Here is a 22,900-nt window from a genome sequence, read left to right as displayed (position 1 = left end):
CCGGCCGACAGAAGGCGCGTCGCGGCGCAGGCCGGGGGCCGTTGTCAGACCCGTGGGGAATGCTGGTGGGTCCGACACCTCTGACCGGGAGATGCCCAGATGCGCAACTGCGAACGCGCCGCGGCGCAGGCCTACGTCCGTTTACTGGAGGCGACGCGGGCGGCGCTCGCCGATCCGGACGAGGCCCCGCTCTACATGCCCCTGCTCGCCTCCCCCATCGAGGAGGCCGACGGCGCGCTGCGCCGGGCGGGGCTCTCGGGCAACGAGGCCCGTTTCTTCGAACTCGTACGCGCGGTGCGGCCCGGCGTTCCCGACACGGAGGGCTGACCGGCCGGGGTGCCGGGGCCGCAGCCCGGCCCTTCGGCCCCGTTTCGGGTGAATTGATTCAACCCGCACGAAGACCCGCCCACTTCTTGACTAGTGAGCGTGGCCCTACCTAGCGTACGTTGCGATGAAACGATTCACATCATGCCGACGGTGATGATCGTCGGGATGACCTGCCTACGAGGTGTTCATGTCTGAGGTGTCGGCCGTCAAGGCAGCCCTGAAGTCCCAGGTGATCGAGACCCCGTCGTGGGGGTACGGGAATTCCGGAACGCGCTTCAAGGTGTTCGCGCAGCCCGGGGTGCCGCGCGACCCGTTCGAGAAGATGGAGGACGCCGCGCAGGTCCACGCGTACACCGGGGTCGCACCGAAGGTGTCGCTGCACATCCCCTGGGACAAGGTCGCGGACTACGCCGCTTTGGGCCGCCACGCCGAGGCGCTGGGGGTGCGGATCGGCGCCATCAACTCCAATGTCTTCCAGGACGACGACTACAAGCTCGGCTCGGTCACCCATCCCGACGCGGCGGTCCGGCGCAAGGCCGTCGGCCATCTGCTGGAGTGCGTCGACATCATGGACGCGACCGGTTCCCCCGATCTCAAGCTGTGGTTCTCCGACGGCACGAACTACCCCGGCCAGGACGACATCGTTGCCCGGCAGGACCGGCTGGCCGAGGCGCTGGCGGAGGTGTACGCACGGCTGGGCGCCGACCAGCGCATGCTCCTGGAGTACAAGCTGTTCGAGCCGGCCTTCTACACGACGGACGTGCCCGACTGGGGGACGGCGTACGCGCACTGCCTCAAACTCGGCCCGCAGGCCCAGGTCGTGGTGGACACCGGGCACCACGCGCCGGGCACCAACATCGAGTTCATCGTGGCCCTGCTGCTGCGCGAAGGACGGCTCGGCGCCTTCGACTTCAACTCGCGGTTCTACGCGGACGACGACCTCATGGTCGGCGCGGCCGACCCGTTCCAGCTCTTCCGGATCATGCACGAGGTCGTGAAGAACGGCGGTCTGCGGCCCGAGACGAACGTCAATTTCATGCTCGACCAGTGCCACAACATCGAGGCGAAGATCCCCGCCGTGATCCGCTCGGTGGCCAATGTGCAGGAGGCGACGGCCAAGGCCCTGCTGGTGGACACCGAGGCGCTGGCCGCCGCACAGTCCTCGGGCGACGTGCTGGCCGCCAACGCCGTCCTGATGGACGCCTACAACACCGATGTGCGTCCGCTGCTGGCCGAGGTGCGCGAGGAACTGGGGCTGGCGGGGGATCCGTTCGCGGCCTACCTCGCCTCGGGCAACCAGGAGCGCATCGCGGCCGCCCGGGTCGGCGGCACCCAGGCCGGCTGGGGCGCCTGACCGCGCCCCGCCCCACTCCCCCGGCCGTCCCGCCGACACCGTCCGCCCCACCCGCGTCCTCTCGTTCAGCTCGTCCGACCCGTTCCTCCCGTTCGTCTCGTCCCGAAGGAAGGCCCATGACGTCCCCGACCCCTCCCGAGGTCGCCGCGCTCCTGGAGCGCGCCCACCGGATCGGCTCCGACCCCCGCAACACCAACTACGCGGGCGGCAACACGTCCGTGAAGGCCACCGGCCCCGACCCGGTCACCGGTGCCGAGACCGCTCTGATGTGGGTGAAGGGTTCGGGCGGCGACCTCGGCACCCTCACCGAGGACGGGCTCGCCGTACTGCGGCTCGACCGGGTCCGCGCCCTCAAGGAGGTGTACCCGGGCGTGGAGCGCGAGGACGAGATGGTGGCCGCCTTCGACTACTGCCTGCACGGGAAGGGCGGCGCCGCCCCCTCCATCGACACGGCGATGCACGCCCTGGTCGAGGCCGCTCACGTCGACCATCTGCACCCGGACTCGGGCATCGCCCTGGCCTGCGCCGCCGACGGCGAGAAGCTGACGGCGGAGTGCTTCGGCGACAAGGTGGCCTGGGTGGGCTGGCGGCGTCCGGGCTTCCAGCTGGGACTGGACATCGCCGCCGTCAAGGAGGCCCACCCGCAGGCCGTCGGCGTGGTGCTCGGCGGTCACGGCATCACCGCCTGGGGCGACACCTCGCCGGAGTGCGAGCGCAACGCGCTGTGGATGATCCGTACGGCCGAGACCTTCCTCCAGGAGCGCGGCAGGCCCGAACCGTTCGGGGCCGTGCTGCCGAACCGTACGGCACTGCCCGACGAGGAGCGCCGTGCGCGGGCGGCGGCACTGGCCCCCGTGATCCGGGGCCTGGCCTCCACCGACCGCCGCCAGGTCGGTCACTTCACCGACGCCGCACCCGTGCTGGACTTCCTCTCCCGCGAGGCGCACCCCCGGCTCGCCGCGCTGGGCACCTCGTGTCCCGACCACTTCCTGCGCACCAAGGTCCGCCCGCTGGTGCTCGACCTTCCGGCGGACGCCCCGCTCACCGAGGCGGTGGAGCGGCTGAAGGAACTGCACGCGGAGTACCGCGAGGCGTACCGCGCGTACTACGAACGGCACGCCGTGCCGGGCTCCCCCGCGATGCGCGGCGCCGATCCCGCGATCGTCCTGGTGCCGGGGGTGGGAATGTTCTCCTTCGGCAAGGACAAGCAGACGGCGCGGGTGGCCGGGGAGTTCTATCTCAACGCGATCCAGGTGATGCGGGGCGCCGAGGCCGTCTCGGCGTACACGCCGATCGAGGAGTCCGAGAAGTTCCGGATCGAATACTGGGAGCTGGAGGAGGCCAAGCTGCGGCGCATGCCGGCGCCCAAGCCGCTGGCGTCCCGGATCGCCCTGGTGACCGGGGCGGGGTCGGGGATCGGCAGGGCCGTGGCGCACCGGCTGGTGGCCGAGGGCGCGTGCGTGGTGGTCGCGGACGTCGACGCGGCGAACGCGGCCGTGGTCGCGGAGGAACTGGGCGGCGCCGACCGGGCGGTGGCGGTGACGGTCGACGTGACCAGCGAGGAGCAGATCCAGGAGGCGTTCCGGGCGGCCGTGCTGGCGTTCGGCGGGGTGGACCTGGTGGTGAACAACGCGGGGATCTCCATCTCCAAGCCGCTGCTGGAGACCACGGTCCGGGACTGGGACCTCCAGCACGACATCATGGCGCGCGGCTCGTTCCTGGTCGCGCGCGAGGCCGCCCGGATCATGCGGGACCAGGACCTGGGCGGGGACATCGTGTACATCGCCTCGAAGAACGCGGTGTTCGCGGGTCCGAACAACATCGCCTATTCGGCGACCAAGGCGGACCAGGCGCACCAGGTCCGGCTGCTGGCGGCGGAGCTGGGTGAGCACCGGATCCGGGTCAACGGTGTCAACCCGGACGGTGTGGTGCGGGGTTCGGGCATCTTCGCGGCGGGCTGGGGGGCCCAGCGGGCCGCGACGTACGGCATCGAGGAGGAGCGGCTGGGCGAGTTCTACGCGCAGCGGACCCTGCTCAAGCGGGAGGTGCTGCCGGAGCACGTGGCCAACGCCGTGTTCGCGCTGACGGGCGGCGACCTCACCCACACCACCGGGCTGCACGTTCCGGTCGACGCCGGCGTGGCCGCCGCCTTCCTGCGATGACGGGGACACGATCCCCATGGTTGTGAACGGGAAAGCGGACACGGCCGGCCGCGCCGTCTTCGCCGCCGTCGATCTCGGCGCGACGAGCGGCCGTGTCATGACCGGCCGGGTCGGGCGGGGAACGCTCGACCTGGCCGAGGCGCACCGGTTCGCCAACACCCCGGTGCGGCTGCCGGACGGTCTGCGCTGGGACGTGGCCGGGCTCTACCGGGGCATGCTGGAAGGACTGCGGGCGGCGGGGCGGAACGTTCCGGTCGCCTCCGTGGGCATCGACACCTGGGCGGTGGACTACGGGCTGCTGGATGCCGACGGGGCCCTGCTCGGGCTGCCGTTCCACTACCGGGACGCGCGCACGACGGGCATGTCCGGCCGGTTGCCCGAGGGATGCGGTCCGGCCGAGCTGTACGCGGTGGGAGGCCTGCAGCATCTGCCGTTCAACACGGTGTTCCAGCTGCTGGCGCATCGGGAGTCGGCGCAGTGGGAGGCGGCGCGCACGCTGCTGCTGATGCCCGATCTGCTGGTGCACTGGCTGACGGGTTCGGTGGGGGCGGAGGTCACCAACGCGTCCACGACCGGGTTGTTCGACGCACGCGCCGGCACCTGGTCCGACGCCCTCATCGGGCGGCTCGGTCTGGAGCGCTCGCTCTTTCCGCCGTTGCGGGAGCCGGGCGCGCCGGCCGGCCGGCTGCTGCCGCACGTCGCGGAGTTCACCGGGCTGCCGGCCGCGACGCCGGTGACGACGGTCGCCTCGCACGACACGGCGTCGGCGGTCGCGGCCGTCCCGGCGCTGGAGGCGGACGTCGCGTACGTCTCGTGCGGCACCTGGTCGCTGGCGGGGCTTGAGCTGGACGCTCCCGTGCTGTCGGAGGAGTCCAGGGCGGCCAATTTCACGAATGAGCGCGGGGTGGACGGCACGGTCCGCTATCTGCGCAACATCATGGGGATGTGGCTGCTGGAGGAGTGCCGCAGGGTGTGGGGGCGCTCGGGTGGGGCTCTGGGGCTCGACGAGCTGCTGTCCCGGGCGGCGGCGTCCCGGCCGTTCGCGGCGGTGATCGATCCGGACGACGCCTCGTTCCTCGCGCCCGGCGACATGCCGGCCCGCATCGACGCCTTTCTGCGGCGCACCGGCCAGCGACCGGTGTCGGAGCCGGGGGCGGTCGTGCGGTGCGTGCTGGAGAGCCTGGCGCTGGCCCACCGCCGGACCGTGCGCGCCGCCGCCGCGCTGGCCGGGCGCTCTCCGACCCGTATCCATCTGGTCGGCGGCGGCTCCCGCAACGCGCTGCTGTGCCAGTGGACGGCCGACGCGAGCGGGCTGCCGGTGACGGCGGGGCCCGCGGAGGCGACGGCGCTCGGCAATGTGCTGCTCCAGGCCCGTGCCCGGGGTCTGGTCGGTGATCTGCCCTCCCTGCGCCGGCTGGTCGCCGCCACCCAGCGGCTCCGCCACTACACGCCGCGCGGCGACCCCCGCGACTGGGACCGGGCCGAGGCCCGCCTCGGTACGGAACGCCCCGGAGCGGTCGCCGCCGGTCCGGAGCCGGAGGGGGGCGGGCGAAGGGCCTGAGGCCGTGGGTACGGGCCCGGTGCGGCCCGTACCCGTCCGACGCGTCTTCGGGTGGCACGGGCCTCGTCCGGCCGGCGTCGGCCGGGGGCACCCCGGGTACGACGCGTCCGGGCCGGCACCGGCCGCAGCGCCCCGGGTGCGACGGGTTCCGCGCGGCCCCACCGTCCCGGGGCGTCCTACGCGCGGAGCCCGGCAGCGAGCCCCAGTTCCGCGTCGCCCAGCGGCGCGAAGTGCCGCTCGACCTCGGCGGCGGTGACCTCGGCCAGGGTGGCCGGATTCCAGTGGGGGTCGCGGTCCTTGTCGATGATCTGGGCGCGTACGCCCTCGACCAGGTCGGGGCCGGTGAACGCCACGGACGAGACGCGGAACTCCTGGTCGAGGACGGCCTCCAGGCTGTCCAGGAGGCGGGCGCGCCGGACCGCCTCGCGGGTCACCTTGAGGGCGGTGGGCGACTTGGCGAGGATCGTGGCGGCGGCCTGCTTCGCGGCCGGGACCCCGCTCGCGTCGAGCCGTTCGACGATCTCCTCGACGGTGTCCGCCGGGTAGCAGGCGTCGATCCACTCCCGGTGTCCGGCCAGTTCGCCGCCGGGGGCGGTACCGGCGAACCGTTCCACCGCGCCGGTCACCTCCTCGGCCGTGGCGCAGGCGTCCAGGGCGGCGAGCAGCGCGGGGAGGCCGGCCGAGGGCACGTAGTGGTCGGCCAGTCCGCACAGGAGCGCGTCGGCGGCGCCCACCGCGTCGCCGGTCAGCGCGAGATGGGTGCCCAGTTCGCCGGGGGCCGAACCGAGCAGGCGGGTGCCGCCGACGTCGGGGACGAAGCCGATCCCGGTCTCGGGCATGGCGACCCGGGAGCGCTCGGTGACGATCCGCGTCGAGCCGTGGGCCGATACGCCGACGCCGCCGCCCATCACGATGCCGTCCATGAAGGCGACGTACGGCTTGGGGAAGCGGGCGATCCGGGCGTTGAGCCGGTACTCGTCGCGCCAGAAGTCCAGTGAGGCGGTGCCGCCGGCGAGGGCGTCGTCGCGGACGGAGCGGATGTCGCCGCCCGCGCACAGGCCGCGCTCGCCCGCGCCCGTAAGGACGACGGCGGCCACGGAGTGGTCCGCCTCGGCCTCGTCCAGTGCCTCGGACAGGCGCAGGACCATGGTGTGGTTCAGGGCGTTCAGGGCGCGCGGCCGGTTCAGCGTGAGGTGGCGGATGTGTCCCTCGGTGTGCAGCAGGACGGGATCCTCGTGGTTCATGCGTGCGCTCCGGTCAGCCCCAGTGCCTACCGTCCGCCGTTGCGGACGATCTTCCGCTGCCATTGTGCGCGGGCGGCGGCGCGGCCCGGCGCGAGGGGGTGGTGGGCGGCCGGCCGCTCGGTGCGCCGTACCGGCGGGCTCCCGTTGTGGCAGGGGTGCCAAAGCGGCCAGACAATTGAGTCACGCCGCACGGCAGCCCGCCGGACGATCTTCGGAGCCTGGAATGACCGATCACGACCGGCCCCCGTTCCTTCCCGTTCCGCCCCGTCTGCCGGCCGACAGGGCGCAGGGCGAGACGGGGACGGACGAGCGGCTTGCCCTGAACCGGACGGGCAGTTTCGAATGGGACCTCGATGCCGGGACGGTCGACGTCGACGAGGCCGGACTGCTGGTCTTCGGGCTGGATCCGGCGACGTTCGACTCGCGGCCGGAGACCCTTCTGGCACGGCTGGAACCGCCGGAGCGGGTACGGCTGGAGGAGGCCGTGGACGAGGCCGTCAAGAACGGCAGCGCCTCCTACAGCGTGCACGTCCGGGTGCCGGTCGAGGGCGGCGACCAGTGGACCCATGTGCAGGCGCGCATCCTGCGGCGCAACGACGGACAGGCTCACCGAGTGATCGGACTGGTGCGGGACGCGACGGCGGAGGTCACCCATTCAGCCTTCGTGCTGGCCCTGGAAAAGCGCCGCCAGCGCCAGACCGACATCGTTGAACGCACAACGAGTGCTCTGTCGCGCGCGGTGACCGTGGACGACGTGACGGCAGCGCTCACCGGTCCGGGCGGCTTGGCGCGCTTGGGGGCGGACGGGCTCGCGCTGGGGCTGCTGGAGAACACGGCGCTGAACGTCATCGCCCTGAGCGGGGATTCGCTGGAGGTCGTGGAAGAACTGGGCTCGGGCCGGCTGGACCCGAAGTTCCCGCTGGCCGACACGGTGCTGAGCGGCCGGCCCCGGTTCGTGAGCTCACTGGACTCGCTCGTCCGCCGCTATCCGGTGCTGGAGCCGTTCGTCGGTCAGCTGAAGTTCCGGGCCGCGGCGTATCTGCCGCTCGTCGCGCAGGCCCGCACGCTGGGCGGTCTCGCGCTCTTCTACCGGGAGCGCACGACCTTCCACCCCGATGAGCGCAATCTCTGCCTGGGACTGGCCGCGATCATCGCGCAGTCCCTCCAGCGGGCGACGCTCTTCGACGAGGAGCGCGAGTTCGCCACGGGGCTCCAGTCCGCGATGCTGCCGCGCCGCATCCACGACATCGAGGGCGGTGAGATCGCCGTCCGGTACCACGCGGCCTGGAGCGGGCGCCAGGTCGGCGGCGACTGGTACGACGTGATCGCCCTGCCCAAGGGCCGCTTCGGCATCGTGGTCGGCGACGTCCAGGGCCATGACACGCACGCGGCGGCGATCATGGGTCAGTTGCGCATCGCCCTGCGCGCCTACGCGGCCGAGGGGCATCCCCCGTCCACGGTGCTGGCCCGCGCCTCCCGCTTCCTCTCCGAACTCGACACCGACCGGTTCGCCACCTGCACCTACGCCCAGGTCGACCTGGCGACCGGCGCCGTGCGCGTGGTGCGGGCGGGACACTTCGGCCCGCTGATCCGGCACACGGACGGCCGCGTCGGCACGCCGCAGGTGCGGGGCGGTCTCCCGCTGGGCATCTCGACCGACTTCGGCGACGAGGAGTACCCGGAGACCCGGCTCGACCTGGTCCCCGGCGAGACCCTCGTCCTGTACACGGACGGGCTGGTGGAGGAGCCCGGGGCCGATATCGAGGCCGGGGTGCGCACCCTGATCACCGAGGTCAGCGCCGGACCCGCGGGCGCCGAGGCGCTGGCCGACCATCTCTCGGACCGGCTGTGGGAGCGCTGGGGCTCGGGCGACGACGTCGCGCTCCTGGTCCTGCGGCGCAGCCCCGACCCCGGATCGCCCCGAGCGCCACGGCTGCACCAGTACATCCACCAGGCCGACCCGGAAGGTCTCTCCGACGCGCGGACCATCGTGCGCCAGGCCCTCACCGACTGGGACATGGCCGAACTCGCGGACGACGCCGAGCTGGTGACCGGTGAGCTGCTGGTGAACGTGCTCCTGCACACGGAGGGCGGCGCGGTCCTCACCCTGGAGGTGCTGCCCGAGCCGGTGCGCCGGGTCCGGTTGTCGGTGCAGGACCGCTCCAGCGCCTGGCCGCGCCGCAGGACACCGGGTGAGACCGCGACCTCGGGGCGGGGACTGCTGCTCCTGGACGCCGTCGCCGCCCGCTGGGGGATCGAACCCCGCGGCGAGGGCAAGGCGGTCTGGTGCGAGATCGGCCCGGCGGTCCCGCCCGCGACGCCGACGGCGCCCCCGCACCCGTCCCCGAACCCGGCCGACTCCTCGGCACCGGCCGACCCCTCGGCCCCGACCCGCCCCTCGGCCCCGGACGACTCCCGGGCCCCGGCGGACGGCACGCCTCCCGGAGGGAGCGGCGGCGGGGCGCGGAAGAACTGAGGGGTGTGCCGCGCCCACCTGGGCACGGCACACCCCCGGCCCGCGACCGGTGCGCCGAGGCGCCCGGTCACCGGCCCACTCGACTACTGCTGCGCGGTACGGCGCTTGCGCACGGACCACATGATGCCGCCACCCGCGAGCAGCACGACGACGGCCGCACCCGCGATGATCGGCGTCGCGGACGACGAACCGGTCTCGGCCAGATCCGGCGAGCTGGGGCTCGGCGCCGGAGCGGCCGGCGCGGGCGACGACTCGCTGGGCGTCCCGCTCGGGGCGGGCTCCTCCGGGGAGGGAGTCGCCGTAGAGGGCGTCCCGGAGGGCTTCGCCTCGCTCGGGGTCGGGGTCGGCGTGCGGCCCTCGCAGACCGGCGCCTGCTTGGTCTCGTCGCGCGAGTACTGCTCGCCGTCGCCCGCCTTGACAACCAGGCGGACCGTCAGCTCCTTGTCGTGGTCGGGCAGGACGAGCTTCTTGTCGAAGCTCTTCCCGAACGTCTCCGTCGGCAGGAGGTCCTTTCCGTCGACGGTGACGGTCACCTGGTTGGTCACACCGCTGTTGTACGCGGTCAGGTGAAGGCTCACTTCGTTACAGGTCACGTCCCAGGTGGGGGTGTGAGCTGCGGCCGGACCGGCGGTGAGGACCACTCCGGTCAGGCCGGCTATCGCGGCGGCGGCGAGGGTCCCCGCCGCGCGCCGCGATCTCCTGGGTATGGTCATGGGATTCTTCCTCCGCACATGTTTCATCGCCCGAGTGGCGGTGGGGCGCACAGTACTGCTCCACTCCCCCGCGCGTGCACCCACCCCACAGCCCTTCTGCCGTCACAACTGAGCGCACTTCGTAGCCGGTTGGGGCATCCCGGACACACTCCGCCCGGTCCGGTCCGTCCATTCACTGGCGTGAAGTGGCCGCCCCGCTCAGAGCGGCCGATACATGATGTGCAGCCCGACGAATCCCTCCTTGGGGTGGGCGAAGCCCTCCGGCAGGGTCCCCAGCACCTCGAATCCCAGCGAGCGGTAGAGCCCGACGGCAGCGGTGTTGGTTTCCACCACCGCGTTGAACTGCATGGCCCGGAAGCCGGCCGCACGGGCCCAGTCGATGGTGTACGTACAGAGGGCGCGCCCCACGCCCTTGCCGGAGTGGCGGGGGTCGACCATGTAGCTGGCGCTGGCGATGTGCGCGCCGTTGCCCATGTGATTGGCGTTCATCTTCGCCGTGCCCAGCACGGTCCCGTCCTCGGCGACGGCGACCACCGTGCGGTGGGGCGGCTCCAGCAGCCACCAGCCGGCCGCCTGTTCCCTGCCCAGGTCGAGCGGGTAGGTGAACGTCTCGCCCGCGGTGACGATCTCGTGGAAGAACGGCCAGATGGCGGGCCAGTCCTCAGTGGTTGCTTCCCTGATCAACATGGCGGACAGAATGCCTGGTCCGGGCATCTGTGGCGAACTCTTTACGCCGCCCCGGACCGTTCCGGCGAGGACTCCTGCCGGAGCGGTCCGCCCTCGGCCACAGCCTCGCGAGAATGCCGGACCGCCCGCGCCCGCCTCCCGCGCGACGCGGCACGAAAACGCCCGGCCCGGTCTCCGGCACCTCCGGCGCGCGCAACGGCTCGGCCGACTCCTCCGGTTGGGGCGGCCAACTCGATGCCGGCGCCTGCGGCGGCCGGGGCTCCGCGCCCCGTACCGCTCCGGCTCCCGGCTCTCCGGGCCCCGCCGTGCCGCCGGGACGCGGCGCCGGGCAGTGCTCGCGCGCGTGCTCCAGCTCCATCAGCAGGACGATGCGGCGCCAGAGGATCTCGTCCGGGTCGTCCGCGACCATCAGACGGGTCAGCGCCTCGCGTCCGGCGGGCGAGCCGGGGTGGCCGAGGGCGGAGCCGGGACGGGAGCGCGCGAGATGGGCGCGCTCGTACGGATCGTCGACCACCTCGGCAAGCTGGACGGGATCGAGGGCCTGTGCCACCACGGCCGCGCGGGCCCATGGCTCCTCGGTGAGCGCGAGCAGGCGCTCGATGCGGCGCGAGCGCCAGTTCCGCGCGCGGAAGTCGTCGCCCTCCTCGACCCGGTGGCGGATCCACGCCGGGCTGACGCCCGTCAGCAGTTCGGGCGAGCGGTCGGCCAGCGAGCGCAGTTCCCGGGCGAGGTACAGCCACACCACCGCCCGGTAGCGGTTGAGGTAGAAGGCGATCGGGGTCATGCAGCCGGCCCTGGCCAGCCGGGCGAAGCGCACGGGGGTGATCCCGAGCAGCCGGGCTCCGTCCGCCGTCCCCACCGTGCGCACCCGCTCACGCAGCGCTTCCGGGAAGTGGGGCTGAGCCTTCAGACGTTCGATCTCCGTGCGGCGGAACCGGAGCCTCCCCGGTCCGCGCGCGTCCGGCTCGACGAACCCCAGATGGACCGCGAGATCGAATTCGCCGCGCCGCAGCTCCAGTTCGGCCGCCGCCCGGCTCGCCGCGAGCGTGGGAACGCCGTCGTCGCGCACCGCGTCCGTCATCGACATGATGGTTCTCCCCCGTGAGACACGAATACTCTCCGTGATCACGGTAACCCGGAGCGACACACCGCCGCCCGGCCTGTGGATAACTCCCGGGCCGGGCGGCAGAGGGTCTTCCCGTCGGGTCAGATCCGGTGCGCGACCCCGCCGTCCTGTCGCGCGGCCACTCCGAGATGTTCGCCGACCCGGTTGACCAGCAGCGTCATCTCGTAGGCCACCTGCCCCACATCGGCATCGGCCTCGCTCAGCACGCACAGGCAGCTGCCGTCGCCCGCGGCGGTGACGAACAGCAGGGCCTCGTCGAACTCCACCATCGTCTGACGGGCCCGGCCCGCCCGGAAGTGCCGGCCCGAACCCCGCGCGAGACTGTGCAGCCCGGACGAGACCGCGGCCAGGTGCTCCGCGTCCTCGCGTGCCAGGCCCGTACTCGCCCCCGTGACCAGGCCGTCGTTCGACAGCACCAGAGCGTGCCGGATGTGTTCCACCCGGCTGGTGAGATCGTCGAGCAGCCAGTCGAGTCCCCTGTCCAGCGCCATTCTGTTCCTCCCCGCTCATACGTTCCCCGTGCCCCGCTTGTGCGCAAGCCTTGCGCACCGGTCACGCGGGGGCAAGCACTCCTCTGCCCGGGAGCGGGCGGGTTCAGGCCACCCGGCTCAGCCCACGGTCTCGAGCATGCGGGCGGTGTGCATCCGGCCCGCGTACTCGACCATGCGGATCAGGACCTCCTTGCCGGAGTCGCGGTCCCGGGCGTCGCACAGCACCACGGGGGTCCCCGGGTCGAGATCGAGTGCCCGGGAGACATCGCCCTCCCCGTACGCGCGGGCGCCGGCGAAGCAGTTCACGGCGACGACGAAGGGGATCCGGCGGTGCTCGAAGTAGTCGACGGCCGGGAAGCAGTCCTCCAGCCGGCGGGTGTCGGCCAGTACGACGGCCCCCAGCGCACCCTGGGACAGCTCGTCCCAGAGGAACCAGAACCGGTCCTGGCCCGGCGTCCCGAAGAGGTAGAGGGAGAGCCCGGAGCGGATGGTGATGCGTCCGAAGTCCATCGCCACGGTGGTCGTCGTCTTCTGGGCGACACCCTCGGTGTCGTCTACCGACTGTCCGGCCTCACTGAGCAGTTCCTCCGTGCGCAGCGGCCGGATCTCGCTCACCGCGCCGACGAGGGTCGTCTTGCCGACCCCGAACCCGCCCGCGACCAGGATCTTGAGGGCCAGGGCGTCGGCCGGGGCGGTGGATCCGGTCGTCTCCCGTGTGCTGTCCGTGGGGTCGGTCGGCATCGATCACTTCTCTCACCAGTGGGTCTCGGGACGTCGACGACGCAGGTCAGTGGCGTCTGTGAGGCACTCGACCCCACGGGTCATCGGCGGGTGTACGGGCGACAGCATGGCAAAGGGGGACGCGCCCCCGGGTGACGCGATCGCTATTTTGAGGATGTGACTGTTTGGGTCCGTTCGATGCCAGGAACGGGATCGAACGCGGTGTGATTGTCAGCCGTTCCATGGCCTCTTCTCCTTGACGGCCCCGGTGCCGCAGAGTCGGATATCGGCCACGGCGGCCGGGCGGAGGCCCGCGCGTCGGGCGGACGCCTTCGCGCGGGTCCCGGAGCCCGTACGGATACGGGGGTGCGAGGCGCTTCCACCGGCCCCGGGCGGCCCCGGGCGCGCCGCCTACACTGGTCGTCCCGGGTGCGAGGGCCCGGCCCGCTCGGACGGGGGCGGGGGACGGACCACGCCCCTCGGGTCCCGGTCCGAGGACGATGCGGTGCACGCGGACAGGAGCGGAGAAGTGTCGACAGGTGCCGGCGGCGGGTTCCAGGACCCGCCCGCGGAAGTGCTGGCCGAGGCGGCTGCCGCGTTCGGTCTCCTGGCGACGCCCGCGCGCCTGCACATCGTCTGGGCGCTGGCCCAGGGCGAGAGCGATGTGACCGGTCTGGCGGAGCGCGTCGGCGGCACGCTTCCCTCGGTGAGCCAGCATCTGACGAAGCTGAAACTGGCCGGACTGGTCCGCTCCCGCCGCGAGGGCCGCCGCCAGGTCTATCTGGTCGACGACCCCGACGTGGTGACCGTGGTGCGGCTGATCGTGGGGCAGCTCGCCGAGCGGGCCGGGCATCCGTCCGAGCCGCCCGCGCGCCTCCGTGAACTCGGTGCCTGAGAGCGGCGAGGCGGAGGGGTCCGGGGCCCGCGCCGAGCGGTCGGCCGTCGTGATCGCGCTGCCCGGCGCCGCGTCCGCTCCGCCGCCCGTACGGCCCTCCTCCTCGCCGACCGCGTCCGCTCCGCCGCCCCTACGGCCGTCGCCCTCGCCGACCGCGCTCCAGGTGCTGCGCTCGCTGGACAGCGGCCCGCGCGGGCTGCTGGAGTCCCAGGCGCAGGAGCGGCTGGGCCGGTTCGGCGAGAACACGCTGCCCGGCCGCCGCCCCGTCGCCTGGCCGACGCGCTTCCTGCGTACGCTGCGGGATCCTTTCACCTCGGTCCTGCTCTGCCTGGGGCTGGTCTCCGCGCTGGTGAGTTCGTGGGGCACGTCCGCCGTGATCGCGGTGCTGGTGGTCGTCAGCTGTCTGCTGCGGTCCACCCAGGAGCACCGGGCGGACCGCGCCGCGGCCGCGCTGCGCGAGCTGGTCGCGACGACCGCGACGGTGCTGCGCCGGGACGGGCCGGACGCCGCGCCCCGGGTCCGCGAGATACCCGTCGGCGAACTCGTCCCCGGGGATGTGATCCGGCTCGCACCGGGCGATCTCGTACCGGCCGACTGCCATCTGCTGCGGGCCGGCGGCCTCACCGTGCACCAGTCCGCGCTGACGGGTGAGTCGGTGCCCGTACCGAAGCGTCCCGCCGGGGCCGGTCCCCCGCCCGGGGCGGCTCCCGGGCGGGGGACCGCGCACGCCGAGGGGGCCGGGGTCTTCGACCGGCCCCAGGACTGCTTCCAGGGCAGCAGTGTCGCCTCGGGGAGCGGCACCGCCGTGGTCGTGGCGACCGGGGGCGCGACCCGGTTCGCCGCCGCCCACGACCGCTCGGCGCACCGCCGGGCCGCGAGCGCCTTCGACCGGTCCGTGCAGGGGATCTCCTGGACGCTGATCCGGTTCATGCTCCTCACCCCGCCGCTGGTCCTGATGGCCAACGCGGCGCTGCGCGGGCGCGGCCTGGAGACGCTGCCGTTCGCGGTGGCGGTCGCCGTCGGTCTGACGCCGGAAATGCTGCCCGTCATCGTCACCACCGCACTGGCCCGGGGCGCCGCTCGGCTGGCCAGGGACCGCGCGGTGATCGTGAAGCGGCTGCCCGCACTGCACGATCTGGGCGCGATGGACGTGCTCTGCCTGGACAAGACGGGCACCCTCACCCAGGACCGGCCGGTCGTGCACCGGACGTACGGACCGGGCGGGGACCTCGGCCCCGACGTGCTGCACTGGGCGGCGGTCAACGCCCTCTGGACCCTCCAGCTGGCGGAACTGCCCGAGCCGGACGCCCTCGACGAGGCGGTCCTCGACGCCTGGGAACCGCTCCCCGGCCCGCATCCGGAGTCCTACCTTCCGATCGAGGAGTACGACGCCGTGGCGGCGCTCCCCTTCGATCCGCAGCGCCGCCTGGCCACGGCCGTGGTCCGCCATCCCCGGCGGCCGGGCACCCATGTGCTGGTCACGAAGGGTGCGGTCGAGGCCGTTCTCGACCGGTGTGCGCTGGAGCCCGGGGAACGCGCCCGGCTCGACGCCCTGGCGGCGCGCGGGGCGGCGGACGGACTGCGGCTGCTCGCGGTCGCGCGCCGCGAGCGGAGGGCGGCGATCGGCCCGTACACCCCGGCCGACGAGCGCGGGCTGACCTTCCTCGGCTTCGTCGCCCTGCGGGACGCGCTCACGCCCAGCGCGCCCGACGCGCTCGCCGTTCTGGCGCACCGGGGCGTGTCGGTGAAGGTGCTGACCGGGGACCATCCCGGCACCGCGGCGCGGGCCTGCCGGGATCTCGGGCTCGCCCCGGGGCGGGTGGTGACCGCCGAGGAGGTCGACGCGCTCTCCGACGAGCAACTGGCCGCTACGGCCGGGGGCACCGCGGTCTTCGCACGGTGCACGCCCGCGCACAAGGCGCGGATCGTGGCCGCGCTGCGGACCGCGGGCTACACGGCGGGGTTCCTCGGGGACGGCGTCAACGACCTGCCCGCGCTCCACGCGGCGGATGTCGGGCTCTGCCCGCGCAACGCGGTGGACGTGGTGCGGGAGACCGCCGATGTGGTGCTGGCCGACAAGGACCTGGGGGCGATCGCCCACGCCATCGGCGCGGGCCGGCTCAGCAGCGGCACCATCGCCACCTATCTGCGGATCACGCTCTCGTCGAACCTCGGCAACGTCCTCGCGATGCTCGCCGCGGGTCTGCTGCTGCCCTTCCTGCCGATGCTGCCGGGTCAGGTGCTGGTGCAGAACCTGTGCTTCGACGCGGCGCAGTTGGCGTTCGCCTTCGACCGGCCGGCACCGTCAGTGCTGCGGCGCCCGGCGGTGCTGCGGCCCCGGGACTTCCTCCGTTTCATCACCGGATTCGGGCTGCTGAACGCGGCGGCGGACCTCGCGACCTTCGGGGTCCTCGCCCTGGCCCTGCACGGTGCGGCGCCGGACGGTCCGACGGGATTCCACTCCGGCTGGTTCACCGAGAACCTGCTCACCCAGGCGCTGGTGATGGTGCTGCTGCGCACCGGCCGGAGCGCAGCCGAGCGGCGCGGCGGGGGGCCGCTGCGGGCCGCCGCGGCCGGTCTCGCCGCGGTCGGTGTGCTGCTGCCCCTGTCTCCGGTGGGGCCTCTGCTGGGGATGAGCGCCCTGCCGCCGCTCTATTACCTGTTGCTCGGCTCGGTCCTCGCGTTGTACGCATGCGGTCTGAGCTGGGCACGCAGACGCTACGAGCGCAATCGGAGGCACGGATGACGACCACGACGGGTGGGGACCGGACAAGGGCCGAGGGGACCGAACCGGCGCGGGTGCGCCGGGCGACCGGTGACGACATCTCCGCGCTGGTCCGGCTGCGGGCCCGGATGCTGGCCGACATGGGTGTGAACGTCGGGGACGAGGAGGCCGTGTGGCGGTCTCACGCGGCGGACTGGTTCGCCGCGCGGATGGACCGGGACGACGCGTTCGCCGCGTTCGTCGTCGACGATCCGGAGCTGGGCGTCGTGGCCTGCGCGGTGGGGGCGTGCGACGCGCACGCCCCGAGTCCGAACAGTCCGAGCGGGCTGCGCGGCCATGTCTCCAATGTCTGCACCGATCCCCGCCGGCGCAGGCGGGGACACGCCCGCGCCTGTATGGACGCGCTGCTCGCCTGGTTCCGGGACGAGACCCCGGTCTCCGTGGTGGGCCTGAACGCCACGGACGAGGCCGCGGCGCTGTACGCGTCCTACGGTTTCGCCCCGCCCCGCCACTCGTACGTCCAGTTCACGCCGGTACGGCAGGGGGCGGCCCGGCCCGTGGGCTGAGCCGCCCGCCGGATCAGCCGTACGAGAGGTCGCTGCACACGTCGTCGTCGGCGGAGCGGGCCCCGTCGGCGATGTCGGCCGGGACCGTCGAGGCGGTCCGGGCGGGGCCGGGCGCGGGTGAGGGGTCGGCGGCGTAGTCGCGCCCCACGATCACCTGGACCCCGGGGGTGGTGGAGGCGCTGATCCGTACACCGCCGAAGAGCCGGGCGGTGGTCTCGGCCTCGCTCTGCTTCCCGGGCCCGTAGGTGACGACCGTGGTGGCCTGGTCCTGGGCGTTGGCGGTGGCGGCCCCGGTGACGGTGAAGCCGTGGTCGCGCAGGAGCCCCGCGGCCTGGGCGGCGAGGCCGGTGACGGTGGTGCCGTTGTAGACGGCGACCTGGATGCCGGTGCCGGAGACGGGTGCGGTGGGCGCGGGGGTGGCCGGGGCCGGGGCGTCCTTCCCTCCCCCCTTGCCGTTCGCGTTCTCGCCGTCGATGGTGCGGTCGGCCTTCAGCGCCGCCCAGAGGGCGTCGGCCTCGGACTCCACGATGGCGACGCGGGCGCCCTCGTACCGCCACGGCACCGTGACGAACTTGGTGTTGTGCAGGTCGATGTTCTTCATCGACAGGGCGAACTTGAGGAGTTTGTCGGCGGAACCGAGGCCCGGGTCGACGGTCATCGCGTCGGTGGCCGCGTCGGCGAGGGGCAGCAGCGTGGTCGGATTCAGTCCGCGCGACTTGACCGTCTTGACGAGCGAGCCGATGAATGCCTGCTGCCGCTTGATGCGCCCTATGTCGGAGCCGTCGCCGATGCCGTGCCGGATCCGTACGTAGTCGAGGGCTCGCTGTCCGGAGACCTTCTGGGGGCCCTTCGCGAAGACCCGCTCGCCCCGGGTGGGGCGCTTGGGGTTGAGGTCCTTCTGGTAGATGTCCTGCGGCAGGCAGACGGGGACGCCGCCGACGGCCGAGGTGAGGGCGGAGAAGCCGGCGAAGTCGACGACGACCGTGTGGTCCACCCGCAGTCCGGTCAGCTGTTCGACGGTGTTCTGAGTGCACGCGGGGTTGCCCTCGGCGGTTTCCCCGACCGAGAACGCCGCGTTGAACATGGTGTTCTCCTGCGGAACCGTCCAGGTGCCGTCGGGCTTCTTGCAGGCGGGAATGGTCACGAGGGAGTCGCGCGGGATGGACACCCCCACGGCGTGCCGGCGGTCGGCGTAGACGTGCAGCAGGAAGGCCGTGTCGGAGCGGCCCACCGCGCCCGTGCCGCCGCCGAGGCCGCCGTTGGCCCCCGAGCGCGAGTCGGATCCGATGACCAGGACGTTCTGCCCGCCGGAGCCGTCCGGGCGGTCGCCCGAGATGCCGTCGGCGCCGAAGGTGTCGATGCTGCCGGTGAGTTTGAGGTAGCCCCAGCCGACCCCCGCCACCAGCAGGACGAGGAACGAGCATCCGAACAGGCCGGTACGCCGCAGCCGTCCTCCCCTCCCCCGGGTCGCCGCGCCCTTGTGGCTCCCTGCCATCGAACTCCCCGTTCCTCGCTGCCATGGAGGAGGCCGTGAGACCGGCGCTCCATGGTTGTACAGTTGCGCAATGTAGCAAGTGTCCGCGTCCGTCCGGATCAACGGCCCCGTCCATCCTGGGCCCCCATCCGGCGTCCGCGAGCCCCTGCCGCACACATTGACCGGAACGGACCGAAGAAAGGGGCGTGACGCGCATGCTGCGCAACGGCCTCGAACCCTGGCATCTGCTGATCGTGGTGATCGTCGTGGTGCTGCTGTTCGGCTCGAAGAAGCTGCCGGACACCGCCCGCGCCCTGGGCAAGTCCCTGCGGATCCTGAAGAGTGAGACCAAGGCCATGAAGGAGGAGTCGGCCCCCGGGATCGTCTCCGGCGAAACCGGGTCCGCCGGCACGGGTGCGGCCACCGGGTCCGCCCCCAGGACCGCCCCCGCCGACGGCGGCACCGCCGTCTCGTCATGACCCGCGCACGCTGGGAACCGTAGGAACAGGGCCGCCGTCCTCCTCGATGGCGGCCGAAGACACGCTGATCGACGCGATCACCGGATCATTTGGAGGAAGTTCATGGGTGTGAGCCTGGCCAAGGGCGGCAACGTCTCCCTGTCCAAGGAGGCGCCCGGCCTGACCGCGGTGACCGTGGGCCTGGGCTGGGACGTGCGGACGACGACGGGGGCCGACCACGACCTGGACGCCAGCGCGCTGCTGTGTTCGGCGAGCGGCAAGGTCCTCTCCGACCTCCACTTCGTCTTCTACAACAACCTCAACAGCCCGGACGGATCGGTCCAGCACACCGGGGACAACCTGACCGGTGAGGGCGAGGGCGACGACGAGTCCATCAACGTGGACCTGGCGACCGTCCCGGCGGACGTGGCGAAGATCGTCTTCCCCGTGTCCATCCATGACGCGCAGGCCCGGGGGCAGAGTTTCGGCCAGGTGCGCAACGCGTTCATCCGCGTGGTGAACCGGGCGAACAACGTCGAGCTGGCCCGTTACGACCTGAGCGAGGACGCCTCCACCGAGACCGCGATGGTCTTCGGCGAGCTGTACCGCCACGGGGCCGAGTGGAAGTTCCGCGCGGTGGGCCAGGGGTACGCGTCCGGCCTGGCCGGCATCGCCTCGGACTACGGCGTGAACGTCTGACGGACGGCTGCGCGGGCCCGGCCCGCCCCGTACGCACGGGGCGGGCCGGGCCCGCGTGCGTCATCCGCGCTTCCCCGCCGTGGCCGTCTCGCCCTCCTCGGTGCGCCCGCCCGGCCCCGTCCGGGCGATCCGGCCCGGCCACCAGGCCCGCGCCCCGATGTCGACCACCAGCGCGGGCGCCAGCAGCGACCGCACCACCAGGGTGTCCAGCAGCACGCCGAAGGCGACGATGAACGCGATCTGGGCGAGGAACGCCAGCGGGATCACGATCAGCGCGGCGAAGGTGGCGGCCAGCACCACACCGGCCGAGGTGATGACCCCTCCCGTGCTGACCAGCCCCCGCAGCACGCCCTGCCGGGCCCCGTACGTCTCCGCCTCCTCGCGGACCCGCGACATCAGGAAGATGTTGTAGTCGACGCCGAGCGCCACCAGGAAGACGAAGCCGTAGAGCGGAACGGAGGCGTCCGTGCCGCTGAAGCCCAGCACATGCGTGAAGACCAGCGACGAGACCCCCAGCGTCGCCAGGAAGTTGAGACCCACGGTCGCCACCAGCAGGACCGGGACGAGGACCGAGCGCAGCAGCCCCATCAGGATGAGCAGGATGATCGCCAGGACCACCGGCACGATGACGCCCCGGTCGTGCGCGGCGGTGCGCTGGGTGTCGTCCTGCTGGGCGGTGTAGCCCCCGACGAGGGCGTCGGCCCCCTCGACGGCGTGCACCGAGGCGCGCAACCGCCGCACGGTGGCCTTGGCCGCGTCGCTGTCCGCGGCGTCCTCCAGCGTCGCGTCGATCCGGACCCGTCCGTCGACCACGAGCGGGGGTCCGCCGCCGGGGCGGCCCGAGGCGGTGACGGGCGCCGCGGACGCCACGCCCTCGGTGCCGGCCGCCGCGACGGTCACCTGGTCCGCCCGGTCCGCGTTCGCCAGGATCACGGCCGGGTTGCCCGAGCCGCCCGGGAAGTGCTTGCCCAGGGTGGCCTGGGCCGAGACCGAGGGGGCGTCGTTGACGAAGATCTCGTCCAGCGGCACGCCCCGGGAGTCGAGGGTGGGGGCGAAAGCCGCACAGGCGACGAGGACCAGCGTGGTGGAGACCCAGACCGCGCGCGGGGAGCGGTCGACCCGGGTGGCGACCCGGCGCCAGACGCCGTGCCCCTGGGCCGCGTCCTCCGCCGGGCGCGGGGTGGCGGGCCAGTAGGCGGCCCGGCCGCACAGCACCAGCACGGCGGGCAGGAAGGTGAGGGTGCTGAGCACCGCGCAGACGATGCCGATGGCACCGACCGGGCCGAGCGCGCGATTGTTCGTCAGATCGCTGAGGAGCAGTGCGAGCAGCCCGAGGGCGACGGTCGCGGCGCTCGCGGTGATCGCCCCGAAGGAGCGGCGGATCGCGGCGAGGGCGGCGGCACCCCGGTCGTCGTGCCGGGCCAGTTCCTCGCGGAAGCGCGCGGTCAGCAGCAGGGCGTAGTCGGTGGCCGCGCCGATCACGAGGATCGACAGGATGCCCTGCACCTGGCCGTCCACGCGGACGACATCGTGGTCGGCGAGCACATAGACGACGGCGCAGGCGAGCCCGAGGGCGAGGACCGCGCCGATGATGATCAGGAAGGGCAGCAGCAGGGAGCGGTAGACGAGCAGCAGGATCACCAGGACGGCGGCCAGGGCCACGCCGAGGAGCAGTCCGTCGATGCCCGCGAAGGCGTCCTTGAGATCGGCCTGCGCCGCCGCCGGTCCGGCGATGCCGACCGTGGTCCCGGGCACCTCGGCGGCGGCGCGCACCCGGTCGAGGGTGTCGGGAAGGGCGTCCCCGAGGTCCGAGCGGAGCTGGACCACACCGGACAGGGCCAGGCCGTCGTCGGAGGGGAGCGCGGGCGAGGGCGCTCCGACGATGCCCGGCTGCCCCTTCAGCGTCGCCAGGGCACGGGTCGCGGATTGCTGCCCGCCGGCGGGGAGCGCGCCGTCCCGGCCGGTCCACACGACGATCGCGGGCATGGTCCGCGCGGTCTGGAAGTCTTTCTGCTCCTCGGCGACCCGGGTGGACTCGGCGCTGCGCGGCAGGAAGGCGGCCTGGTCGTTGGTGGCGACCTCGCCGAGTTTTCCGGCGTACGGGCCGAGGGCTCCTCCGATCCCGAGCCAGACGACGAGCAGAGTCACGGGCACCAGCCAGCGGAGCAGGCGGTGGTGCGAGGCGGGCTTCATTGCTTCCCCTGGAATCGACGGACGGCAGATATCTCTCGGTCATCGACTATCTCAATGATCGAGAGATATTACTCTGGAGGGATGCGCACCGCAGACACCGGCCCGGACAGAGGCACGAGCGACGATCCCACCGGGCTCCAGTCGTTCGCGGTGCTGCTGCGCCGGATGAACGGCGAGTTCAACCGCATCACGCACGCGTTCGCCCAGACCCAGGGGCTGCACGCCACCGACGTCCAGGCCCTGATCGCCATTCTGGACGCGGAGCGCGGCACGGACGGCGCGATGACACCCGGGCGGCTGCGTGAACAACTGGATCTGACCTCGGGTGCGGTCACGGCGTGTCTGGACCGGCTGGAGCGGGCGGGGCACATCCGCCGGGTCCGTGACACCGGGGACCGGCGGGTGGTGCATCTGCACTACGCCGCTCCGGCCAAGCGCGTCGCGCGTGACTTCTTCCAGCCGCTGGCGGCCGGCACCGAAGCGGCCCGACGGCAGTTCGACGCGGACGAACTGCGCGTCGTGGTGCGCTTCCTGGAGTCGATGAACGAGGAACTGGCGCGGCTGCGCGGGTCCGGGCAGCGTCCGTAGCGTCCGCCGCCCGGTCCTTCTCACAGGGCCCGGAGTCCGTTGATGACCTCGCGCAGGACGCGTTCGTCGGGGAGCTGGGCCGGGGGCACCGGGCGGCTGACCGTCACATGGCCGGACTCCAGCAGGTCGCCGAGGAGGACCCGGACGACACCGACCGGCAGATCGGCGTCCGCCGCGAGTTCCGCGACGGACTGCGTCTCGGTGCGGCACAGCTCCAGCAGGGTCTGGTGCTCCGGACCGAGCAGTACGTCCTCGCCGCTCCCGGCCGCCGTGTCGGCGTACGTGACGAGCGCGATCAGATCGAACCGGGCGGCGCCCGGCCCCGGGTCGGTGCGGCCTCCGGTCATGGCGTACGGCCGGACCAGCGGGCCGGCCTCGGCGTCGTACCACTGGCTGCCCGGCAGCTCGTACGGATCGGTGTCCGTGGCGGACATGGTGCTC

At 72.9% G+C, this 22,900-nt stretch carries 20 protein-coding genes; 11 read left to right on the top strand and 9 right to left on the bottom strand.

Annotated elements, in window-relative coordinates; all coding sequences use genetic code 11:
* Window positions 1–99 precede the first annotated feature (99 nt).
* From ACWCXC_RS33795 to ACWCXC_RS33780, 4 genes are all read left to right on the top strand, one after another.
* Window positions 100–327 carry a hypothetical protein gene (locus ACWCXC_RS33795; RefSeq protein ID WP_450891489.1) on the top strand — a complete coding sequence of 76 codons (228 nt, stop codon included), beginning with the start codon at window positions 100–102 and terminating at the stop codon, window positions 325–327.
* A gap of 187 nt (window positions 328–514) precedes the next feature.
* Window positions 515–1,681: an L-rhamnose isomerase gene (gene rhaI / locus ACWCXC_RS33790; protein WP_450891488.1), complete on the top strand. Its 1,167-nt coding sequence runs from the start codon at window positions 515–517 to the stop codon at window positions 1,679–1,681.
* A gap of 116 nt (window positions 1,682–1,797) precedes the next feature.
* The gene (locus ACWCXC_RS33785) at window positions 1,798–3,843 is read left to right on the top strand and encodes a bifunctional aldolase/short-chain dehydrogenase (RefSeq protein WP_450891487.1); all 2,046 of its coding nucleotides are present in this window, start codon (window positions 1,798–1,800) and stop codon (window positions 3,841–3,843) included.
* A 16-nt stretch (window positions 3,844–3,859) separates the two neighbouring features.
* Window positions 3,860–5,404, top strand: coding sequence for a rhamnulokinase (locus ACWCXC_RS33780; protein WP_450891486.1), 1,545 nt, complete (start codon window positions 3,860–3,862; stop codon window positions 5,402–5,404).
* Window positions 5,405–5,580: 176 nt separating this feature from the next.
* Here ACWCXC_RS33780 and ACWCXC_RS33775 read toward each other — a convergent pair whose 3' ends face one another.
* On the bottom strand, window positions 5,581–6,648 hold the full coding sequence (locus ACWCXC_RS33775) for an enoyl-CoA hydratase/isomerase family protein (protein WP_450891485.1): 1,068 nt from the start codon (window positions 6,646–6,648) through the stop codon (window positions 5,581–5,583).
* Between the two features lie 223 nt (window positions 6,649–6,871).
* Here ACWCXC_RS33775 and ACWCXC_RS33770 point away from each other — a divergent pair, with 223 nt between their 5' ends.
* Window positions 6,872–9,124 (top strand): SpoIIE family protein phosphatase, encoded by a 2,253-nt coding sequence (locus ACWCXC_RS33770; protein ID WP_450891484.1) that lies wholly within the window; start codon window positions 6,872–6,874, stop codon window positions 9,122–9,124.
* An 83-nt stretch (window positions 9,125–9,207) separates the two neighbouring features.
* Here the strand turns inward: ACWCXC_RS33770 and ACWCXC_RS33765 are convergent, their stop codons facing one another.
* The 5 genes from ACWCXC_RS33765 to ACWCXC_RS33745 form a co-directional block, all read right to left on the bottom strand.
* Window positions 9,208–9,837, bottom strand: coding sequence for an LAETG motif-containing sortase-dependent surface protein (locus ACWCXC_RS33765; RefSeq protein ID WP_450891483.1), 630 nt, complete (start codon window positions 9,835–9,837; stop codon window positions 9,208–9,210).
* Window positions 9,838–10,035: 198 nt separating this feature from the next.
* The gene (locus ACWCXC_RS33760) at window positions 10,036–10,524 is read right to left on the bottom strand and encodes an N-acetyltransferase family protein (RefSeq protein ID WP_450686404.1); all 489 of its coding nucleotides are present in this window, start codon (window positions 10,522–10,524) and stop codon (window positions 10,036–10,038) included.
* A complete protein-coding gene (locus tag ACWCXC_RS33755; RefSeq protein WP_450891482.1) occupies window positions 10,499–11,611 on the bottom strand; it encodes a DUF6397 family protein in 1,113 nt (370 codons plus the stop codon). Before ACWCXC_RS33755 ends, ACWCXC_RS33760 begins: the two co-directional genes overlap by 26 nt.
* 119 nt (window positions 11,612–11,730) lie before the next feature.
* On the bottom strand, window positions 11,731–12,141 hold the full coding sequence (locus ACWCXC_RS33750) for a roadblock/LC7 domain-containing protein (RefSeq protein ID WP_450686267.1): 411 nt from the start codon (window positions 12,139–12,141) through the stop codon (window positions 11,731–11,733).
* A 117-nt stretch (window positions 12,142–12,258) separates the two neighbouring features.
* Window positions 12,259–12,882: a GTP-binding protein gene (locus ACWCXC_RS33745; protein ID WP_450686268.1), complete on the bottom strand. Its 624-nt coding sequence runs from the start codon at window positions 12,880–12,882 to the stop codon at window positions 12,259–12,261.
* Window positions 12,883–13,390: 508 nt separating this feature from the next.
* Here ACWCXC_RS33745 and ACWCXC_RS33740 point away from each other — a divergent pair.
* The 3 genes from ACWCXC_RS33740 to ACWCXC_RS33730 are packed head-to-tail and all read left to right on the top strand — an operon-like array spanning window position 13,391 to window position 17,047.
* On the top strand, window positions 13,391–13,756 hold the full coding sequence (locus ACWCXC_RS33740; protein ID WP_450686426.1) for an ArsR/SmtB family transcription factor: 366 nt from the start codon (window positions 13,391–13,393) through the stop codon (window positions 13,754–13,756).
* A complete protein-coding gene (gene mgtA, locus ACWCXC_RS33735) occupies window positions 13,740–16,502 on the top strand; it encodes a magnesium-translocating P-type ATPase (protein WP_450891481.1) in 2,763 nt (920 codons plus the stop codon). The genes ACWCXC_RS33740 and mgtA overlap by 17 nt, the downstream gene beginning before the upstream one ends.
* Entirely contained in the window at window positions 16,499–17,047 is a 549-nt protein-coding gene (locus tag ACWCXC_RS33730; protein ID WP_450891480.1) for a GNAT family N-acetyltransferase, read from the top strand. The genes mgtA and ACWCXC_RS33730 overlap by 4 nt, the downstream gene beginning before the upstream one ends.
* 13 nt (window positions 17,048–17,060) lie before the next feature.
* Here ACWCXC_RS33730 and ACWCXC_RS33725 read toward each other — a convergent pair whose 3' ends face one another.
* Window positions 17,061–18,542: an LCP family protein gene (locus ACWCXC_RS33725; protein WP_450891479.1), complete on the bottom strand. Its 1,482-nt coding sequence runs from the start codon at window positions 18,540–18,542 to the stop codon at window positions 17,061–17,063.
* A gap of 194 nt (window positions 18,543–18,736) precedes the next feature.
* Here ACWCXC_RS33725 and tatA point away from each other — a divergent pair, with 194 nt between their 5' ends.
* Window positions 18,737–19,000, top strand: a complete 264-nt coding sequence (gene tatA / locus ACWCXC_RS33720) for a Sec-independent protein translocase subunit TatA (RefSeq protein ID WP_450891496.1) — start codon at window positions 18,737–18,739, stop codon at window positions 18,998–19,000.
* Between the two features lie 102 nt (window positions 19,001–19,102).
* Entirely contained in the window at window positions 19,103–19,678 is a 576-nt protein-coding gene (locus tag ACWCXC_RS33715) for a TerD family protein (RefSeq protein WP_450891478.1), read from the top strand.
* A 60-nt stretch (window positions 19,679–19,738) separates the two neighbouring features.
* On the opposite strand, the gene ACWCXC_RS33710 is transcribed toward ACWCXC_RS33715, so the two are convergent.
* Window positions 19,739–21,871, bottom strand: a complete 2,133-nt coding sequence (locus tag ACWCXC_RS33710) for an MMPL family transporter (RefSeq protein ID WP_450891477.1) — start codon at window positions 21,869–21,871, stop codon at window positions 19,739–19,741.
* 81 nt (window positions 21,872–21,952) lie between these two features.
* Here ACWCXC_RS33710 and ACWCXC_RS33705 point away from each other — a divergent pair, with 81 nt between their 5' ends.
* On the top strand, window positions 21,953–22,459 hold the full coding sequence (locus ACWCXC_RS33705; RefSeq protein WP_450891476.1) for a MarR family winged helix-turn-helix transcriptional regulator: 507 nt from the start codon (window positions 21,953–21,955) through the stop codon (window positions 22,457–22,459).
* A gap of 20 nt (window positions 22,460–22,479) precedes the next feature.
* Here ACWCXC_RS33705 and ACWCXC_RS33700 read toward each other — a convergent pair whose 3' ends face one another.
* On the bottom strand, window positions 22,480–22,893 hold the full coding sequence (locus ACWCXC_RS33700) for a DUF742 domain-containing protein (protein WP_450686227.1): 414 nt from the start codon (window positions 22,891–22,893) through the stop codon (window positions 22,480–22,482).
* Between the last annotated feature and the right edge of the window lie 7 nt (window positions 22,894–22,900).

It is taken from the genome of Streptomyces sp. NPDC001515, from assembly GCF_053597115.1.
The sequence above is the reverse complement of the archived record's forward strand: the minus strand, read 5'-3'. Positions and strand labels throughout refer to the sequence as shown.